12 protein-coding genes and 13 tRNA genes are annotated in these 17,162 nt (G+C 41.6%); 13 read left to right on the forward strand and 12 right to left on the reverse strand.

Annotated features, from left to right (window positions below; genetic code table 11):
* Window positions 1-36: 36 nt before the first annotated feature.
* Complete coding sequence (mutY, locus tag QSH61_RS15430; RefSeq protein WP_174169735.1) at window positions 37-1,098, reverse strand: A/G-specific adenine glycosylase; 1,062 nt, start codon at window positions 1,096-1,098, stop codon at window positions 37-39.
* Window positions 1,099-1,241: 143 nt separating this feature from the next.
* Between mutY and trmB the strand changes: the two genes are divergently transcribed.
* The 5 genes from trmB (at window position 1,242) to arcA (ending at window position 6,208) form a co-directional block, all read left to right on the forward strand.
* A complete protein-coding gene (gene trmB, locus QSH61_RS15435) occupies window positions 1,242-1,967 on the forward strand; it encodes a tRNA (guanosine(46)-N7)-methyltransferase TrmB (protein WP_174169734.1) in 726 nt (241 codons plus the stop codon).
* 80 nt (window positions 1,968-2,047) lie between these two features.
* A complete protein-coding gene (locus tag QSH61_RS15440) occupies window positions 2,048-3,076 on the forward strand; it encodes a methyltransferase (RefSeq protein ID WP_174169733.1) in 1,029 nt (342 codons plus the stop codon).
* A 164-nt stretch (window positions 3,077-3,240) separates the two neighbouring features.
* Window positions 3,241-4,863 carry a sensor histidine kinase gene (locus QSH61_RS15445; protein ID WP_010607598.1) on the forward strand — a complete coding sequence of 541 codons (1,623 nt, stop codon included), beginning with the start codon at window positions 3,241-3,243 and terminating at the stop codon, window positions 4,861-4,863.
* On the forward strand, window positions 4,860-5,381 hold the full coding sequence (locus tag QSH61_RS15450; RefSeq protein WP_010607597.1) for a YfiR family protein: 522 nt from the start codon (window positions 4,860-4,862) through the stop codon (window positions 5,379-5,381). Before QSH61_RS15445 ends, QSH61_RS15450 begins: the two co-directional genes overlap by 4 nt.
* A 107-nt stretch (window positions 5,382-5,488) precedes the next feature.
* Window positions 5,489-6,208, forward strand: coding sequence for a two-component system response regulator ArcA (gene arcA, locus QSH61_RS15455; RefSeq protein ID WP_010379411.1), 720 nt, complete (start codon window positions 5,489-5,491; stop codon window positions 6,206-6,208).
* Window positions 6,209-6,214: 6 nt separating this feature from the next.
* Here arcA and arcB read toward each other — a convergent pair whose 3' ends face one another.
* A complete protein-coding gene (arcB, locus tag QSH61_RS15460) occupies window positions 6,215-8,536 on the reverse strand; it encodes an aerobic respiration two-component sensor histidine kinase ArcB (protein ID WP_010607596.1) in 2,322 nt (773 codons plus the stop codon).
* A gap of 321 nt (window positions 8,537-8,857) precedes the next feature.
* On the opposite strand from arcB, the gene folE2 reads away from it, so the two are divergent.
* Window positions 8,858-9,778, forward strand: coding sequence for a GTP cyclohydrolase FolE2 (gene folE2, locus QSH61_RS15465; protein ID WP_102057492.1), 921 nt, complete (start codon window positions 8,858-8,860; stop codon window positions 9,776-9,778).
* 121 nt (window positions 9,779-9,899) lie between these two features.
* On the opposite strand, the gene QSH61_RS15470 is transcribed toward folE2, so the two are convergent.
* The 8 genes from QSH61_RS15470 to QSH61_RS15505 form a co-directional block, all read right to left on the reverse strand.
* Window positions 9,900-11,489 carry a methyl-accepting chemotaxis protein gene (locus QSH61_RS15470; protein ID WP_206472112.1) on the reverse strand — a complete coding sequence of 530 codons (1,590 nt, stop codon included), beginning with the start codon at window positions 11,487-11,489 and terminating at the stop codon, window positions 9,900-9,902.
* A 295-nt stretch (window positions 11,490-11,784) separates the two neighbouring features.
* A tRNA-Glu gene (locus QSH61_RS15475) sits at window positions 11,785-11,860 on the reverse strand.
* 101 nt (window positions 11,861-11,961) lie between these two features.
* A tRNA-Glu gene (locus tag QSH61_RS15480) sits at window positions 11,962-12,037 on the reverse strand.
* 99 nt (window positions 12,038-12,136) lie between these two features.
* Window positions 12,137-12,212: transfer RNA gene (locus tag QSH61_RS15485), tRNA-Glu, on the reverse strand.
* Between the two features lie 99 nt (window positions 12,213-12,311).
* Window positions 12,312-12,387, reverse strand: a tRNA-Glu gene (locus tag QSH61_RS15490).
* 99 nt (window positions 12,388-12,486) lie between these two features.
* Window positions 12,487-12,562, reverse strand: a tRNA-Glu gene (locus QSH61_RS15495).
* Between the two features lie 99 nt (window positions 12,563-12,661).
* Window positions 12,662-12,737, reverse strand: a tRNA-Glu gene (locus tag QSH61_RS15500).
* A 75-nt stretch (window positions 12,738-12,812) separates the two neighbouring features.
* Window positions 12,813-12,888 (reverse strand) — tRNA-Ala (locus QSH61_RS15505).
* Window positions 12,889-13,409: 521 nt separating this feature from the next.
* On the opposite strand from QSH61_RS15505, the gene QSH61_RS15510 reads away from it, so the two are divergent.
* The 7 genes from QSH61_RS15510 (at window position 13,410) to QSH61_RS15540 (ending at window position 16,180) form a co-directional block, all read left to right on the forward strand.
* Window positions 13,410-13,485, forward strand: a tRNA-Val gene (locus QSH61_RS15510).
* A 65-nt stretch (window positions 13,486-13,550) separates the two neighbouring features.
* A tRNA-Val gene (locus tag QSH61_RS15515) sits at window positions 13,551-13,626 on the forward strand.
* Window positions 13,627-13,662: 36 nt separating this feature from the next.
* A tRNA-Val gene (locus QSH61_RS15520) sits at window positions 13,663-13,738 on the forward strand.
* 36 nt (window positions 13,739-13,774) lie between these two features.
* Window positions 13,775-13,850 (forward strand) — tRNA-Val (locus QSH61_RS15525).
* A gap of 36 nt (window positions 13,851-13,886) precedes the next feature.
* Window positions 13,887-13,962 (forward strand) — tRNA-Val (locus tag QSH61_RS15530).
* Between the two features lie 131 nt (window positions 13,963-14,093).
* Window positions 14,094-14,169 (forward strand) — tRNA-Val (locus QSH61_RS15535).
* 379 nt (window positions 14,170-14,548) lie between these two features.
* Window positions 14,549-16,180 carry a response regulator gene (locus tag QSH61_RS15540; protein WP_010607591.1) on the forward strand — a complete coding sequence of 544 codons (1,632 nt, stop codon included), beginning with the start codon at window positions 14,549-14,551 and terminating at the stop codon, window positions 16,178-16,180.
* A gap of 23 nt (window positions 16,181-16,203) precedes the next feature.
* Here the strand turns inward: QSH61_RS15540 and msrB are convergent, their stop codons facing one another.
* On the reverse strand, window positions 16,204-16,644 hold the full coding sequence (gene msrB / locus QSH61_RS15545) for a peptide-methionine (R)-S-oxide reductase MsrB (protein ID WP_174169730.1): 441 nt from the start codon (window positions 16,642-16,644) through the stop codon (window positions 16,204-16,206).
* 1 nt (window position 16,645) lies between these two features.
* Complete coding sequence (locus QSH61_RS15550; protein ID WP_206473052.1) at window positions 16,646-17,158, reverse strand: DUF2919 domain-containing protein; 513 nt, start codon at window positions 17,156-17,158, stop codon at window positions 16,646-16,648.
* Window positions 17,159-17,162 lie beyond the last annotated feature (4 nt).

Consider the following 17,162-nt stretch of genomic DNA (forward strand, 5'->3'; position numbering starts at 1 on the left):
CACTCAATGAGAGTCAGCACCAGTGATAGCGTCAGTTTACCCTATTGCGGTTAATACTTTAACCAACTTTTTAGTCGGCGCAGCAAGCCCAACCTCTGGTGGATTATGAGTATCGAACCACAGCAACTGCTGATCATGCACACAATCCGGTATGCTTTTTACTTCTACAACCACGGGGGTAATAGTTAACTCAAAATGCGTAAAAATATGCACAAAGGGTTCAAGTGTATTTGTACATTCAAGTTTAAGTTCTTGCTGCTTAATAAACGCGTCTAACTCATTTCGCTCTGCGAACTCAAAAAAGCCGAATAACCCACCCCATATTCCACTGGAAGGGCGCTTCTCCATCAGCACTTTATCATCACATTTAATTATTAAGTGGTGAGTACGCTTTTTTGGTTTCTCTTTTTTGGGTTTAGGGTTCGGAAACTCTTTAACCCGATTATTTTTGAACGCTGAACATTCCTCAACAAGTGGGCAAACATCACAGTTTGGCTTACTTCTGGTACATACGCCTGAACCTAAATCCATCATAGCCTGATTAAACGCTCTTACATCACCGCTTGGCGTGACGGCATCACTCAAAGACCATAACTGATTTTCGACCTTTTTTACTCCGTACCAGCCCTCAACCATATAAAACCTAGCTAAGACCCGCTTAACATTACCATCGAGTATTGGATGATGCTGACCAAGCGCAAGAGAGAGTATCGCACCTGCGGTAGAGCGACCAATGCCCGGTAAGTCCATCACCGCTTCTAATGTTTGTGGGAATTTACCCTTATAACTATCTCTGATCACCTTTGCAGCTTTATGAAGATTTCTTGCTCTGGCGTAATAACCAAGCCCAGTCCAATGGTGTAACACTTCATCTTCCGGTGCATCGGCCAACGCAATTACCGTTGGGAAGCGCGCCATAAAGCGCTCAAAATAAGGAATAACTGTGGTTACTTGAGTCTGCTGTAACATCACCTCTGAAACCCATACTTTATACGGCGTTTTTCCGAGTTGCCACGGCAGTGTTTTTCTACCATGAAGGTGATACCAAGACACAACTTGCTCACCAAACCACTTAGCTTGTTGCTGGCTAACTTTCATAAACTTGACTAGTACTTGTTACAAAGCCGCCAGTGTAATCACAATCGCTTTAATAGTCACCACGTAAAGTTTCACTCTATACTTGTTTATTGCCAACTGAATGACGATAATATGCGACCATTTTCACGAGCATAGAAATGACCATGAACGAATCAAGCAAAAGTGCGCTCGAACAGGCGCAGGAAGAAGGCAAGTACATCAGAAAAGTGCGTAGCTTTGTTAAGCGTGAAGGACGTCTTACTAAAGGCCAAGCAGCATCGCTAGAAAAGTGCTGGCCAACAATGGGACTGGAACACCAACAAGGTTTGCTAGACTTTACTGAAGTATTTGGTAACAGCAATGATGTCGTTCTTGAGATTGGATTTGGTATGGGTAAGTCTCTCGTTGAGATGGCAAGAAATAACCCACAACAAAACTTTATTGGCATAGAAGTACACCGTCCAGGTGTAGGTGCCTGCTTGATGGATGCAGATGAACAAGGCATCACTAACTTACGTGTTTTTGAACATGATGCTGTTGAAATCTTAGCAGATTGTATCGCTGATGGCAGCCTTGCTAAATTACAGTTATTCTTCCCTGATCCGTGGCATAAAAAGCGTCACCACAAACGTCGCATTGTACAACTTGAGTTTGCTGAAAAAATACGCCAAAAGCTTAAAGTCGGTGGTGTGTTCCATATGGCAACTGACTGGGAAAACTATGCCGAGCATATGCTTGAAGTGATGAGTGCAGCACCTGGTTATAAAAACCAGTCGCAAAGCAATGACTATGTTCCTCGTCCAGACTTTAGACCGCTGACTAAGTTTGAGCAACGAGGCCATCGTTTAGGACATGGCGTTTGGGATTTAATGTTCAAGCGTATTAGCTAAACAACCCCGCTTTATAATGGAGCGGCTCAACAGGCTGCTTCATCGCCCATCTATTTGAGTACATTCACTAGGAGTTAGCGTTGCAGTTTACCAACCCGAGTTTATTACTACTTCGTAATGAAGAAGAGCTTATTGCCAACAATATTCTGGTTATTAACCATCAGCGCGATGGCTTCCTACGTGAATTAAAAGCGCTCAATCCAAGTTCGGCAATTCATGCGTTTAGTTTCGATTTTGCAGACCACCTTCACGCCGATAAAATCGCCGATGTTAAGAGTTATGTAGACCATCAACTACCGCAATTGCAAGATATTGATTTAGTTATTTATTATTACCCTAAATCAAAACCTGAAGCGCAAATGGTATTTGATAACATCCGCCACTTGAGCACGGCTGAAACTAGGTTACTCGTTGTTGGCGAAAACAAAAGTGGGGTTAAAAGTGCAGAAAAGCAACTTAAAGAGCACGCTGCACACTGTTATAAATTAGAAAGCGCAAAACACTGTATTTTATATGAGTTTGATCAGCTTACTACTAACCCAAATTTTGACGTAAGCCATTACATACAGACATTTTCAGTGCGTATCGCCAAGACCGAGTTCACCGCCGCGAGTTTGCCCGGTGTATTTAATCATGGGAAGCTCGACGCTGGGACTCAGCTATTACTGGAAAATGTCATCCTTCCCTATAAAGGCAAAGTGTTAGATTTTGGCTGTGGTGCCGGGCTTATCGCCTGCTACGCCTTATTGAACAGCCCAACACTTAAATTCACCTGTTTAGATGTCAATGCACTTGCGCTATATGCTACGCAGCAAACCTTGGCTTTGAACAACCTCGGTGCAACTTTGCTGCTTAGCGATGGTTTAAGTGAGCTAAACGGTAAATTCAACCTTATATTGAGCAACCCACCATTTCATACGGGCCTTTCAACAGACTATGATATCGCTGAACAATTTCTACATAACATCAAGCGTCATATGGATACCAAGTCTAATATTCAGTTGGTTGCAAATAGCTTCCTAAAATATCCTCCTATTTTAGAAGCTCAATTTGAACAGTTTGAAGTTGTCACTAAAAACACTAAATTTGCCATCTATAAAGCGCAGTAGTTTACTAGCTCTAAGGTTTACTTGCATATATCAAGTAAACCTTCACTCAAACCGACCTTTTATCTTTTCATTTTCAAAGATTTGCTCTACTTTATTATAATGAGTTACTGAATCTCAAAAGCTCTGTAGCCGCAGCCAAGGCTGATCATACAGCTGGAATAAGAATGAGTAAGCAATTAACAAAAACAAGCATTAGAAAAGTATTGATCAGCGCAGTGATGCTTGTAACTGCGCTGTGTCTCTCTTTATCCATTTCTATTTCCACTTACCTTGATGTAAAAGAACAAAAGCAATTAATCATCAATAAGATAGAGATGATAGCTGACATCGTTGCTTTTAATTCTCAGATCACTATTTTGTTCGATGATCGAAAGACCGAAGATGCACGCCTCAAATCTTTTCAGCAAGTAGACATAATTAAAAACATCCATATATATGCTATGGATGACGTAACCAACACCCCTGTATTTTTTACCAGTTACAACGCTAGTCGAACACCACCGGTACCGCTAAAAGTTAATCAAATAGAGGAGTTGAAGACCCCTAAGGTTTCAGAAGATTACATTGAACTAATCAAACCTGTTGTTTATGAAGGCAATATTGAAGGTTATGTGTATGTTCGCGGGGGTCTTGAGCGACTTTCTAACTATATTAATAAAAAAATACTGGTAGATATTGCACTCACCTTATTCGTCCTGCTCCTTGTATTGCTAGTTTCAAGAGGGATCCAAAAGCGTATAGCGACGCCAATTGAAGAACTCTCAACGCTATTGCAAGACGTTTCGAAGAACCATAATTACAGTGCAAGAGCTCCTGGCAGCAATATCGCAGAACTAAACGTGCTGGCGAATAATTTAAATATCATGTTAGCTCGCACCGAAAATCAACTAGAGCGTCATAAAGCTGACAAGCAAGAAATAAAACAACTCAATCAGAGCTTGGAGGAAAAAGTTAATCAACGCACAATTGCGCTAAGAGAGGCTAACCAAGAACTGCTGAACGCTTTAGAGCGTATGCATCAATATCAAAACCAAATCATCGAGAACGAAAAAATGGCTTCGCTGGGGCAGATGGTGGCTGGCGTTGCGCACGAGGTAAATACCCCTATCGGCTTGGGTATTACAGGATCTACGCTATTAAGAGATAAATTATCTGATATTCGCGAAGCGTTTCAAACAAAGTCTTTAACCTCCAAGCAGTTAGAGCGCTTTGTTAACGATGGAATTGAAAACCTTGATCTCATCTACCGCAACCTAAACCGAGCGGCTGAGTTGGTTTCTAGCTTTAAGCGCCTTGCCGTAAGCCAGGATCTAGAAGTGAACTCACGAATAGATTTGTCAAACCTGCTTACTGAAGTCGTAGCATCTATGCGAGCTGAACTCTCCACGAAACAGCCTGAAGTGACCATTGACTGTGACACTGGACTTGCCATCGAGAGTAAAGCAGGGCCATTACAACAAGTGCTAGAGCAGCTTATATCTAATTCCTTACTCCATGGCTTTAAAGACCAACAAAACAACAGCATTTCAATTACAGTAAAGTCATCAATGGGGCAACTCGCGATTGAATATGCAGACAACGGGATGGGTGTTCCCAAAGCAATTAAAAAGCGTATCTTCGATCCGTTTGTAACCACTCGTAGAGGTGAGGGTGGAAGCGGTCTAGGTATGCATTTAGTTTATAACTTAGTAACTCAAGCACTTGGGGGAACAATCACCTTAGATGAAGAATTTAGCCAAGGTGCCAAATTTATTATAACGCTCCCACTTTCAGGTGATCTAAAATGAGGTTGATTAATCTGACTATTTTGCTTTTATTTGTTTCCTTATATTCAGCTGCAAAATCCCCAGATCAGGTTCGCTCAGCTTTTCTCTATCAGATGGCAAAATTCGTCGAGTTTCCCGACGAAAACACAAAGTCCAGTTTCCAATTCTGTTTTTATTCTCTCGAATCAGGACCCGCTTCTGAACTAAAAAGTGCAACAAAGCTGAACGTGCGAGGAAAACCGATTAAACTCGTAGAAGCAAAAAAAACGTGGAGCTATAAGGAACTTTCCAGCGCTTGCGATATCACATACATTGATGAAACTAACGAAAATGATATACTGTCCGCTTGGACCGATACAATAGAGTCAAACATGTTGACCGTGGGCGAAAGTATTGAGTTTTTAGAAAGAGGCGGGATTGCTTCTTTGGTCCAAGAAGGGAGCAAAATTCGACTGTATATAAATAAGCAAGCCCTAGAAAAACAGTACTTCATCGTGCGCTCAAGGCTGCTTGCCGTATCCAAGTTTCATCCCAACTGATTTTACTTGTTAACAATTGGATAAGCTCCTATAATCGTAAATATTCGGATTTATTATATAAGTCCGGACACATTGTAAATTATATATTCCGAAAAGGTTAATTAATAATGCAAACGCCAGTCATTCTAATTGTAGAGGATGAAGACGTAACTCGACTGAACCTCGTTAGTTTATTTGAAGCGGAAGGTTACAAAGTAATCGAAGCCATTGATGGCGATGACATGCATGACAAGTTGACATCAAATGATGATGTAAACCTTGTAATCATGGATATCAACCTTCCTGGTAAAAATGGTTTAATTTTGGCGCGTGAATTACGCCAGAAGAAAAACATCGGCCTTATTTTCCTAACAGGTCGTGACAATGATGTTGACCGCATTCTTGGTCTTGAGATTGGTGCTGATGATTACATCACAAAACCATTTAACCCGCGTGAACTAACGATTCGTGCTCGCAACCTGATCTCTCGTACTGGCACGTCTGCAGAAGAGTCAACAATTGATAGCAACGGCGTTATTACTTTTAATGGTTGGGAGCTAGATGAAAACAGTCGCTGTTTAACATCCCCAACAGGTGATTCAAAGCGCCTACCAAAAGGTGAATATCGAGCACTCCGTCTAATGCTAGATTCTCCAGGCCGTATTTTTAGCCGTGAACAGCTTATCAAGCACATGACAGGTCGTGAACTTCGCGCAAATGACCGCACTGTTGACGTTACTATTCGTCGAATTCGTAAGCATTTCGAAACTGATAACAACACGCCTGAATTAATCAGTACAATTCACGGTGAAGGTTACCGTTTCATTGGTAAACTCGACGCTCAATAATCGTTTTTACTGATCTTCAGCGAGTTTTGCAATTAATGGATGAAGGGCTTCTTGCCCTTCTTCTATTTTAACCTCTAACTCAGATACCCAATCCAATAGTGTCGCTTCCTCTTTACCCTCTGACTCTAATTCCATTTTCTTTGCTTGTAATTGGGCAAGTTGCAACCCTACAGAGCCAGCAGCACCTTTAACTTTATGTGCAACCGCACCGTATTCCTCAATATCATTTTGTGCAACAGCCTCTCTGAGTTCTTGACAGTACTTAGGATTGAGCTTGGTAAATAGGTCACAGCTTCTTTGGAATGCAGCAGCCCCCATAGACTCAACAAAATCGCAAATGGTCTCTATATCTAAATCTGAGTATTCGGGCTGTGACAATGCTTCTCGAATATCAATGCTTTGTTTGTTTTTCTGTGCCTCAATTCCAAATAATTCTGCGAGCATTTTGTCGAGTTTAGTGGTATTTATTGGTTTGGCCAAAGCCCCCTGAACACTGATCCCCTCTAACTCCTGCTCAGCGCTTCTAACATTCGCGGTTAAGGCTACAATCGGTAAGTGATCGAAGTGACTGTCTTCTCTTATTTGACGCGCGACTACGTCACCATTTATATCTGGTAACTGCATATCCAATAGAATTAGGTCTAGCTCATCCTCAGTCTCAACAAATGAGAGTGCATCCTCGCCAGTTTCAGCCCAAATAACTTCATGTCCACGCTGCTCTAATAGGTTTGTCGCAATCTCCGCGTTTAACGGCACATCCTCAACAAGTAAAATGTACAAACTTCTACCAGCATAGCTCTGTTCTTTCGGTGCATTACATAGCTGTAATGGGATCTCAACATCAAAACGACTCCCCTTACCTTCTTGGCTAGTAACCGCTATCGTTCCTTTCATAGCCTGAACGAGAGCTTTAGTAACAGCAAGGCCAATTCCTGAACCAATTGCATTGCTACCAGATGCATCCGGAGCCTTGTAATACATTTCAAAGATCCGCTCAAGCTGATCTCCAGATATTCCCATACCAGTATCTATAACACTAATTGTCAGCCATGGCCCATCATCTCGATTCTCGCGGCGACATTCCAGCGTCACATTACCCTTGTGGGTAAACTTCACCGCATTATTAATTAGATTCCAGAGTACCTGACGCAAACGTGTCGGATCGAGTAATGCGTAAACGTCCAATATTCCAGAGCGATTGATAGTAAACTCTAGGCCCTTTTGATCAGCAATTAGGCCTGCAAAGTTGACCACATCATTTATAAAATCAGAGACATTGATACTGTCCGTTGCAATATCTAGCTGCTCCCTATCAATTTTATCTAGATCAATGATGTCGTTAAAAATATTGCCAAGCGTCTCCGCACTTGAAAACACAGTATTACACCAGCTTTTTTGTTGCGCCGTCAGATCAGTGTCTAACATCATGCGCGTCAGACCAACAATACCATTAAGCGGGGTTCTTAATTCATGACTTAGCGTAGCAATAAACTTTCCTTTATCCTTATACGCAGTTTCTAACGCCTGCTCAGCTTCTTTACGACTTGTAATATCACGGCCAAAGGCCAGCAAGCCTATATATTCGCCGTTATCGTTGATAAATGGCAGCTTACGCATTTCAAACCAACGAGACTCGCCTTCAACAGGATACTCAACGTCAAGTGTTAATGGTTGCTGTGTTTCTGATACCTGGCTATCTGTTTCTAGTACTTTTGGAAGGTATTGCTTTGAATATATCTGTTCGACTGACTTACCAATTAGTTCTTCACTGCTTTTGCCCATCACTAATTCGAACATCTTGTTACAACCTGCGAATACACCGTTTTCATCGCGGTAATAGAACAGATCAGGAGATGAATCAACAATACTCCGCAGCAACATACCTTGCTGCGCAAGTTCTTGTTGGGTCTTTTTACGTTCTGCAATTTCTTTTCTTAATTCATCTATCGCGCGGTGTTTAGCATGCAGAGCAATTTTACGCTCGTCAATCTCACTATTTAAACGATTAATATTGTCCTTTAGCGTTTGGTTCAGCATCTTTTCTTGTTGTGTTGCCGACTCCAAATAAGCCTTGGATGAATGTACCTCCCGCATTGCTGCGACGGACATCATGATGAGAGCGGGCGCAATAACAGCAGTTAAGAAAAAGAGTGCCGATATATCGACAATTTCAACTACACCTAATGCAACATAGTAAAACATGCAAGATAGAATAACTGCAACGAAGAGCGTAAAAGCATAAGCGATGGCAAACGCCCGCTTGTTGCCGTATTTTTCTACCAAGTTTGATAAAATTCGAGCCCATGAGCCAAACGAATTTTCTGTCATATTATTACTTCACCATTGTTAAACACTTGTCAGGCAAGTTTATATTCTACCGCTTGAGCCTGACTGAATTGCTTTTCAAGCCCTCAAAGTAAATATTATACAAAAGCCCTAGTAATAAGCGAGTATAGAAATTGCAGGGTCAGATCATTCAGTCAATTTCATGTACGCAAAGCAGAATGATAGATAACAGAAATGAGACTCTGTATCACTAAATGCACAAATCATCTAATTTAGTGCGGATAGATTTAAGCTCACCATCCCAACTTAATCTGATTTCGTGTAATATGCCCGTTTTTTAAGTCGTGAGAAAAGAGAACGTCGATGCAAAATAACATGCCAGACATTGCACACAGTGCTAGTGCGTTACAAACGGGAACTTTAGACTGGGTAGGCATGGGTAACATAGAGTTGCCTTTAGTATTAGAAAGCAAAGGCCTAAATCAAGTTACTGTTACAGCCAAAGCCGATGCTTTTGTTAATTTGCAAAAAGAAGACGCAAAAGGCATTCACATGTCACGCCTCTTTCTTGCTCTTGACACGCTTTCTTGTGAGCAAATACTTACACCAAAAACTCTAAAACAGTTGTTAGATAACTTTTTAAGTACGCATAACGACTTAAGTACAGGTGCAAAAGTAACACTACAGTTTGAATTGCCTATCAGACGCCCTTCGCTTTTAAGTAAAAAAATGGGATGGAAATCATACCCAATTACCCTTGATGCGACGTTGATAAACGGTATTTACAAGCTAGAACTGGCGCTTGACGTTGCTTACTCGTCTACTTGCCCCTGTTCAGCTGCACTGTCTCGTCAACTGATCCAAAACGCTTTCCAACAAGCTTTTGATGGTAAACAATTAGATTTCCATAGTGTGCATGACTGGCTAGGTAGCACAGAAGGGATCGTTGCAACCCCCCACTCTCAGCGCTCGATTGCAAATATAAAAGTTAAGCTCACAGATAATAGTAGTGAGTTTGAGATTTTAGATCTGATCGAATTGGTTGAAAACGAGTTAAAAACTCCTGTTCAAGCCGCAGTAAAACGAGAAGATGAACAAGAATTTGCGCGCCTTAACGGCCAAAACCTAATGTTTTGTGAAGATGCAGCGAGGAAGTTAAAAGCATTGCTAAACCAGCAAACTTATTTAGATTTCTACGTTAAAATCAACCATTACGAATCCCTTCACGCCCATGATGCTGTAGCTTATGCCGTGAAAGGGGTTGAAGACGGCTACAACGTTTAATTATAGCAATTGGTATTAGAGCCACTCCGTTGACTACTATTATTAATCAGAGCTAGATAGCTCTGATTAATCTCCTCCCATACACAACGAAGTAAGTGCTGTATTACCGTAAGTTATCCACTCAACGGTGGGCACGGTTTAATTTGCGAATAAACTGCTCGACGAGCACTTCTTGCTTTTCTAAAGCCTGCTCTGTATTTTTCATCGTTTCATGCGTCTTGCGCGCACTTTTCATAGACTCATCCGCAAGGCCTGAAATTGTCACTGCATTTGCGTTTAGCTCATTAGAAACACTCGACATCTCTTCTGTCGATGTCGCAATTTGATAGTTCAAACCTGATATTTCATTTACTATTGTGTTGATCGTTTCAAGGCTCACTTTAGTGCCTTCTGCCTTTACTACACATTCAGAAGAACGCTCTACTCCACTTTGAATTGCAGTAACTGCCCTCTCTGCTCGTTGCCTCAGATCGGCAATAATACCATTAATCTCGGTTGTCGAATCTTGTGTCCTTTGCGCAAGCGCCCTTACCTCATCAGCAACAACCGCAAACCCTCTGCCTTGTTCCCCTGCACGTGCAGCCTCGATAGCAGCATTTAAAGCGAGTAAGTTGGTTTGCTCGGAGATCCCACGGATCACATCAACAACCCCTTCGATGTTAACCGTTTGCGCATTAAGATCTTCTATGTCTTTTTGAGTGCGAGATAGCTCTTCCGATAAAGCATAATTATTCTCCATATTGTCATCAACGGCTTTGTTGCCTCTCACAACGGATTCAAGCGCCGCTTCGGATTGCTGCGCTGCATTGTTAGTATTAGAGGCTATTTCACCAATCGAAACAGACATCTGATTAATTGCTGTTGCTAAGGAGCCGGTTTGCGCTTGCTGTCGATTTAAAATATCAGAACTCGTTTTGCATTCTTGCATCGTTTTGGTTGCGTATTCTGAAACGGTGGCACTAGCATCTTTAACACGCCCAAGCACAGCCCGAAGCTCGGATTCTCTAGCGAGTAAAGCAAGCTCTATAGATGCAACATCATTAACCTTATTGAGATACACTTTTTGCATCAGAGGGTTATCGTATACTTTTTTTGCTTTTTCGCTGAGCGACCGCACTGGAGCAAGGCGAGAATAAGTAATAAATAAAACAGCAAGAGTAAGTAGAGTTTCAGCGAGGTAATTCCAAGGTGATGATAAAGCTGAGATCAACATGGTTAAGGCATAGAAAACAATTATTATTGCCATCATTTGAGCTGATAAGGACCAAGAGGCTCGAGTAAATTTACTTGGTGAAACACCATTATTTAAATCGGCATAGATGCTCTCTGCACGGTTGACAACTTCCCGGCTTGGCTTTGTCCTCACTGATTGATATTCGACAATCTTACCGGATGCATCTTTAATAGGAGTGACAAAAGCATTAACCCAATAGTGATCACCATTCTTGCAGCGGTTTTTAACCATTCCCATCCAAGGTTTACCCGCTTCAATATAATCCCATAGGTTCTTGAAAGCGGCTTTAGGCATTGTTGGATGCCTAACGATATTGTGAGGCTTCCCCTCTAACTCGCTAAGTGAAAACCCTGCAACTTCACAAAACTGCGAATTCGCATACTTTATCTGACCTTTTACGTTTGTCGTTGAAAGTAGATTGTAAGAACTTGGATAATCATTCTCTTTTCCTGTGTAATCAGTTCTACCTTTTGTCATAGCTCGCTCTCGATTAAAAAGGGCAATAATTAAAAAGGGCAATAGATAATAAATTATTACTTTCTTAAAAACCGTAAGAGATTTCACCAAAAGACTGATTGAGATCATAGTGAAATATGATTTGATACCAATTTACACAATTAAGTGTGCTATTTTGAAGGATCAAGTACTAAGACAAATTGGTATGAATGCTTAACGAACAACAGAAAGTTAATATAAAAGCTAGCAGAGTTCTTAACTTAAACAACTAAGAAAGGCAATATGAATATGATTAGAATAGAAGATGGAAAGTAAGTGGCGTCCCCTAGGGGATTCGAACCCCTGTTACCGCCGTGAAAGGGCGGTGTCCTAGGCCTCTAGACGAAGGGGACGCAGAATTTTTTTTGCAAATCACAGACTTGCTATTTCTGTGTCACTAGGACTTGATTTAGCGGTTTATACTCTTGCTAACCGAGTTACTTACTAATGTAAGTGGCGTCCCCTAGGGGATTCGAACCCCTGTTACCGCCGTGAAAGGGCGGTGTCCTAGGCCTCTAGACGAAGGGGACGCAGAATTTTTTGCAAATCACAGACTTGCTATTTCTGTGTCACTAGGACTTGATTTAGCGGTTTATACTCTTGCTAACCGAGTTACTTATCAAAGTAAGTGGCGTCCCCTAGGGGATTCGAACCCCTGTTACCGCCGTGAAAGGGCGGTGTCCTAGGCCTCTAGACGAAGGGGACGCAGAATTTTTTGCAAATCAAAGACTTGCTATTTCTGTGTCACTAGGACTTGATTTAGCGGTTTATACTCTTGCTAACCGAGTTACTTATCAAAGTAAGTGGCGTCCCCTAGGGGATTCGAACCCCTGTTACCGCCGTGAAAGGGCGGTGTCCTAGGCCTCTAGACGAAGGGGACGCAGAATTTTTTGCAAATCACAGACTTGCTATTTCTGTGTCACTAGGACTTGATTTAGCGGTTTATACTCTTGCTAACCGAGTTACTTACTAAAGTAAGTGGCGTCCCCTAGGGGATTCGAACCCCTGTTACCGCCGTGAAAGGGCGGTGTCCTAGGCCTCTAGACGAAGGGGACGCAGAATTTTTTGCAAATCACAGACTTGCTATTTCTGTGTCACTAGGACTTTATTTAGCGGTTTATTCTCTTGCTAACCGAGTTACTTACCAAAGTAAGTGGCGTCCCCTAGGGGATTCGAACCCCTGTTACCGCCGTGAAAGGGCGGTGTCCTAGGCCTCTAGACGAAGGGGACACAATATCAAACAACTTCGCACTCGAGGCGTTGCCATTTGAATTATGTACTAGGACATATGCACTAACGATAAATTGGTGGAGCTAGACGGGATCGAACCGTCGACCTCTTGCATGCCATGCAAGCGCTCTCCCAGCTGAGCTATAGCCCCATAATAGTCAGACCTGAACTGCTAGCCTGTATCGCTGAGTGCGGGGCGCATTCTATGCAGGAGCAAAAATAAAGTCAACAACTTTTATGAAAGTTTTTTCTAACTGATTCATTTTAAATCAAGAAGCGTAGAATATAACCAAACCACTTCCCTTTGCAAGCCTAACACCTTGAATTGGATTATTTATTACACAATTTAAAACGCATAGTTACCGAACCTCTGCCTTTTTGTTTTAAATCCAATTAGGCCAGAGTGATTTACGGCTCTTTTCTTATTCCGCATGGTATCCAACCCTGCTTAATTTTTCGCTATAACATGCAAAGCACAGCAACTTACTTTCCCCCAAAATAAGATGATTCTTGGACCAAAAATATAAGGCCCCTCACCTCTTCTATAATGAAGAGCTTAAAGCATTGAGCATAAAAACATCACACAGTATAGTTTTTTAAAGTTAAGTGTTGACTCTTTTCAAACTAAACCTATAATACCGCCCCACAACGGCAGACGTTGTAATACAATTTGGGTTGTTAGCTCAGTTGGGAGAGCATCGCCCTTACAAGGCGAGGGTCACTGGTTCAAGTCCAGTACAACCCACCACTTCTACTCTTAGATTAGAATTGGACATTAAACTCTATTCAAGAGTATAAATTGAAACACAATTTGGGTTGTTAGCTCAGTTGGGAGAGCATCGCCCTTACAAGGCGAGGGTCACTGGTTCAAGTCCAGTACAACCCACCATAACTCTGTTCAAGAGTATAAATTGAAACACAATTTGGGTTGTTAGCTCAGTTGGGAGAGCATCGCCCTTACAAGGCGAGGGTCACTGGTTCAAGTCCAGTACAACCCACCATAACTCTATTCAAGAGTATAAATTGAAACACAATTTGGGTTGTTAGCTCAGTTGGGAGAGCATCGCCCTTACAAGGCGAGGGTCACTGGTTCAAGTCCAGTACAACCCACCATAACTCTATTCAAGAGTATAAATTGAAACACAATTTGGGTTGTTAGCTCAGTTGGGAGAGCATCGCCCTTACAAGGCGAGGGTCACTGGTTCAAGTCCAGTACAACCCACCACTTTATCCTTTATTAGATGGAGTGGTCGATGCAAAGCATCGCACTAAGCCTGTTCAAGGCAAGGGTCACTGGTTTAAGTCGAGTACAACCCACCATAACTCTATTCAAGAGTATAAATTGAAACACAATTCGGGTTGTTAGCTCAGTTGGGAGAGCATCGCCCTTACAAGGCGAGGGTCACTGGTTCAAGTCCAGTACAACCCACCACTTTATTTTCTAGATAGAGTGGTCTATGCAAAACATCGCACTAAGGCTAAAGTCACAGCTTTAAATCCATTACACCACTTCACTTTCCGTACAGTCGTTATTACTTATCACATACTCAAACAGCACATCAAACTGAATAAACTTAAACCTGCCATAAAGTCCATAGAAACAACCTCGTTTTTCTCATTTACTAACTAATTAGATACTCTACTCAGCCTCCCAAATTTTGGTTATACCCTTAACTATTTTGACACTAACCTCAGTAAATAGTTGGGACAAGCTAAATAGACTAACCTACTAAAAATGAGTTAATTTTTGTTTTCAAAACTACACCTAAGTACTAGACTAGAAGCAAAGCCATTGTCTAAAAATTGTTTCTATGTCAGCTCCATCTATTCAAAATGCCAAAATGTTAATCGTTGAAGATCAACCATTAGCATTGAGCTATATGAAACAATCTTTAGAACAGTTAGATTTCAGAAATTTAAAATTTGCAGAAAGTGCAGACAGTGCAAAAGAGCTTTGCACTATCAATAAGTTTGATCTCATCGTATGCTCTTTTGGTTTAGCAAAAAAGCAAAATGGCTATCAATTTTATGAAGAGTTACGGTCCAAACAGTTAATTCGCTCAAGTACCGCTTTTATTTTTATTTCTTCTGAAACTAGCCCCGAGTTAGTCCATAGTATTATCGAACTCCAACCCGATGACTTTTTAGTTAAGCCCTTTTCAATAAAAGAACTACAAAACCGTATAGAACGAGTTTTAAAGCGTAAACAGGCTTTAAGGCATATAAACTTGCTTGTAGACGATAAGAACTATTCAAAGGCCTTAAAAGCGCTAGATCTAGAACTAGACAACAAAGATCATAACTACACTTCCCTACTCCTAAAGCTAAAAGGAGAACTTCTACTCAGACTCAATCAATTAGAAGAAGCAAAGTCTTTTTACAAGTCGGTTTTGGCTCTGCAAAAGTTTACATGGGCAAAGCTAGGCTTGGTCGAGGCGCTTATTACCAACAATGAAGATGTTATTGCTCAGAAGATGTTGAAAACCTTAATAGAGCGACCGGAAACTCGTCTTCCTGCGCTCGATTTATTAAGCAAACTCGAAATAAAACTAAACCAATATGAGAATGCCCAACAATTGTTAGAGCAAGCAATTGAGATGGCACCCAGAAACATAAATAGGCAACAGTCACTTGGTCGAGTTGCGCAAATTAATCACGACTATGAAGCCAGCTATAAAGCGCATAAAGATATCGCAAGTTTCGCGCGCTACTCGATCCATGACAAACCAGAAGTGTATTTGAACGCCGCACGAGCAGGAATAGACTTTGCCTTGAGTACCGATCAATCAGACCAAGTCACTCGTCTCACAAGGCAAACGCAACAATACCTGAGTGATTTAAAACAGCAATTTCCAAACGCGCAAACTCAAGCGCAAATCGATGTCCTCAACGCCCGCGTCCATTATCTAAAAGATGAGCATAAAAAAGCGAAACAACTGCTAGAACAGTTAGAAGATGAACCCGTTATTCGCTCGGTAGATTCCACTTTAGACAAAGCAAAAGCACTACATGAGGTGGGATTAAACCACAAAGCTCAGGAGCTATTTAGTCAAGTTATTGCACACTGTGAACGCCATAACTCAAGCGCAGATCCCATCACAATGCACTATCTATATCAGCAGCAGCAAGAGAAAAAAGAGATCACCATGGGCCCAAGAGAGCTCAATAATCATGCGGTCACACAGTTTAACAAAGGACAATATGAAACCGCTTTGGAGGCATTCACTCAAGCATTTAGAATTATGCCTAAAAACTCAGGAATAGCGCTAAATTTACTGCAATGTATGAGTGATAGTTGTGCTAAGTCAGGAAGTACTTTTAATTCCAATTTAGCAAAGCGTTGTACTACCTTGCTAAATCAGTCTGAGTTGGATAGTGAACAGCAGATCCGCTACGGTAAACTCAAAGCTAAACTACATGAAATGAAACTCGACTTTGAGTAATCACTTGTTTTATCGCAATTGAGCTATTTCTTTTCCATTGCAAGGGCATTAACACAATAACGCAGTCCACTTGGTTCAGGGCCATCAGGGAATACGTGACCTAAGTGGCTATCACACACGTTACAAGTGATTTCGATGCGCGTCATTCCATGGCTCTTATCGCCATGATACGCCACCACTTCCACTGCTGCAGGCTGTGTAAACGAGGGCCAACCAGAGCCACTATCAAACTTTTCTTCGGCATCGAATAACAGCTCGCCACAGCATACGCAGTAGTATTTACCAGGTTCAAAAAGCTGACAACTTTGTGAACTAAACGGTCGCTCGGTCCCCTTTTTCCGAGTGATCATGTAAGTTTCTGGAGCAAGCTCTGATTGCCATTGCTGGTCCGATTTATCAACTCTGCGAGGAGCAACAGGATTACCATTTCTGGCAAAGTTTAGTATATCTAACCACTTTAACATCTCAATTCTCTCTCTTGTTTACTTCTGTCTTTTGCTCTTCAACAGGAAGTGGCCAATCGCCAAAAAAGCAGCTTAGATAGCGACTTTTAATTAAATATAAAAGTACCCAACTCACCAATACAATTTGTACGGCAATATAAGGAGAAAAACTATAATGGGTTTTCCCAGCTTGCAGGATCAACCACGCCAAATCGAGTACTGCTGTTAATATAAGTGGCAAACGCATATAACGCCAGACGGCTGCGAGCTTTGAAGAGCTTGTTGGCCGCCGAAGAGAAAACACAACGGTTGGTATGAGCGCGATACAAGCGATCCCTGTCGCGACAAAAAAGTGAAACTTAGACTCAAAAAATAGCGACATCAAATCCAAGTCAGGGCGTCTCGCAAGTGCGGAAAACACCCAAATAAGCAACGGGCGGAGCAACACAACCAGCGCTAAATTAAAAGCGATTGGCGTACGATAAACGCCATATTTATCCCAGTATTCAGGGCCGTATCGTGTTACTGATTTCATTTTA

Source organism: Pseudoalteromonas sp. JC3, from assembly GCF_030291895.1.
Lineage (GTDB): Bacteria > Pseudomonadota > Gammaproteobacteria > Enterobacterales > Alteromonadaceae > Pseudoalteromonas.

Coding starts and splice junctions, on each gene's coding strand:
- mutY (WP_174169735.1), bottom strand. CDS start 1,098: ATGAAAGTTAGCCAGCAACAAGCTAAGTGGTTTGGTGAGCAAGTTGTG.
- trmB (WP_174169734.1), top strand. CDS start 1,242: ATGAACGAATCAAGCAAAAGTGCGCTCGAACAGGCGCAGGAAGAAGGC.
- QSH61_RS15445 (WP_010607598.1), top strand. CDS start 3,241: ATGAGTAAGCAATTAACAAAAACAAGCATTAGAAAAGTATTGATCAGC.
- QSH61_RS15450 (WP_010607597.1), top strand. CDS start 4,860: ATGAGGTTGATTAATCTGACTATTTTGCTTTTATTTGTTTCCTTATAT.
- arcA (WP_010379411.1), top strand. CDS start 5,489: ATGCAAACGCCAGTCATTCTAATTGTAGAGGATGAAGACGTAACTCGA.
- arcB (WP_010607596.1), bottom strand. CDS start 8,536: ATGACAGAAAATTCGTTTGGCTCATGGGCTCGAATTTTATCAAACTTG.
- folE2 (WP_102057492.1), top strand. CDS start 8,858: ATGCAAAATAACATGCCAGACATTGCACACAGTGCTAGTGCGTTACAA.
- QSH61_RS15470 (WP_206472112.1), bottom strand. CDS start 11,489: ATGACAAAAGGTAGAACTGATTACACAGGAAAAGAGAATGATTATCCA.
- QSH61_RS15540 (WP_010607591.1), top strand. CDS start 14,549: ATGTCAGCTCCATCTATTCAAAATGCCAAAATGTTAATCGTTGAAGAT.
- msrB (WP_174169730.1), bottom strand. CDS start 16,644: ATGTTAAAGTGGTTAGATATACTAAACTTTGCCAGAAATGGTAATCCT.
- QSH61_RS15550 (WP_206473052.1), bottom strand. CDS start 17,158: ATGAAATCAGTAACACGATACGGCCCTGAATACTGGGATAAATATGGC.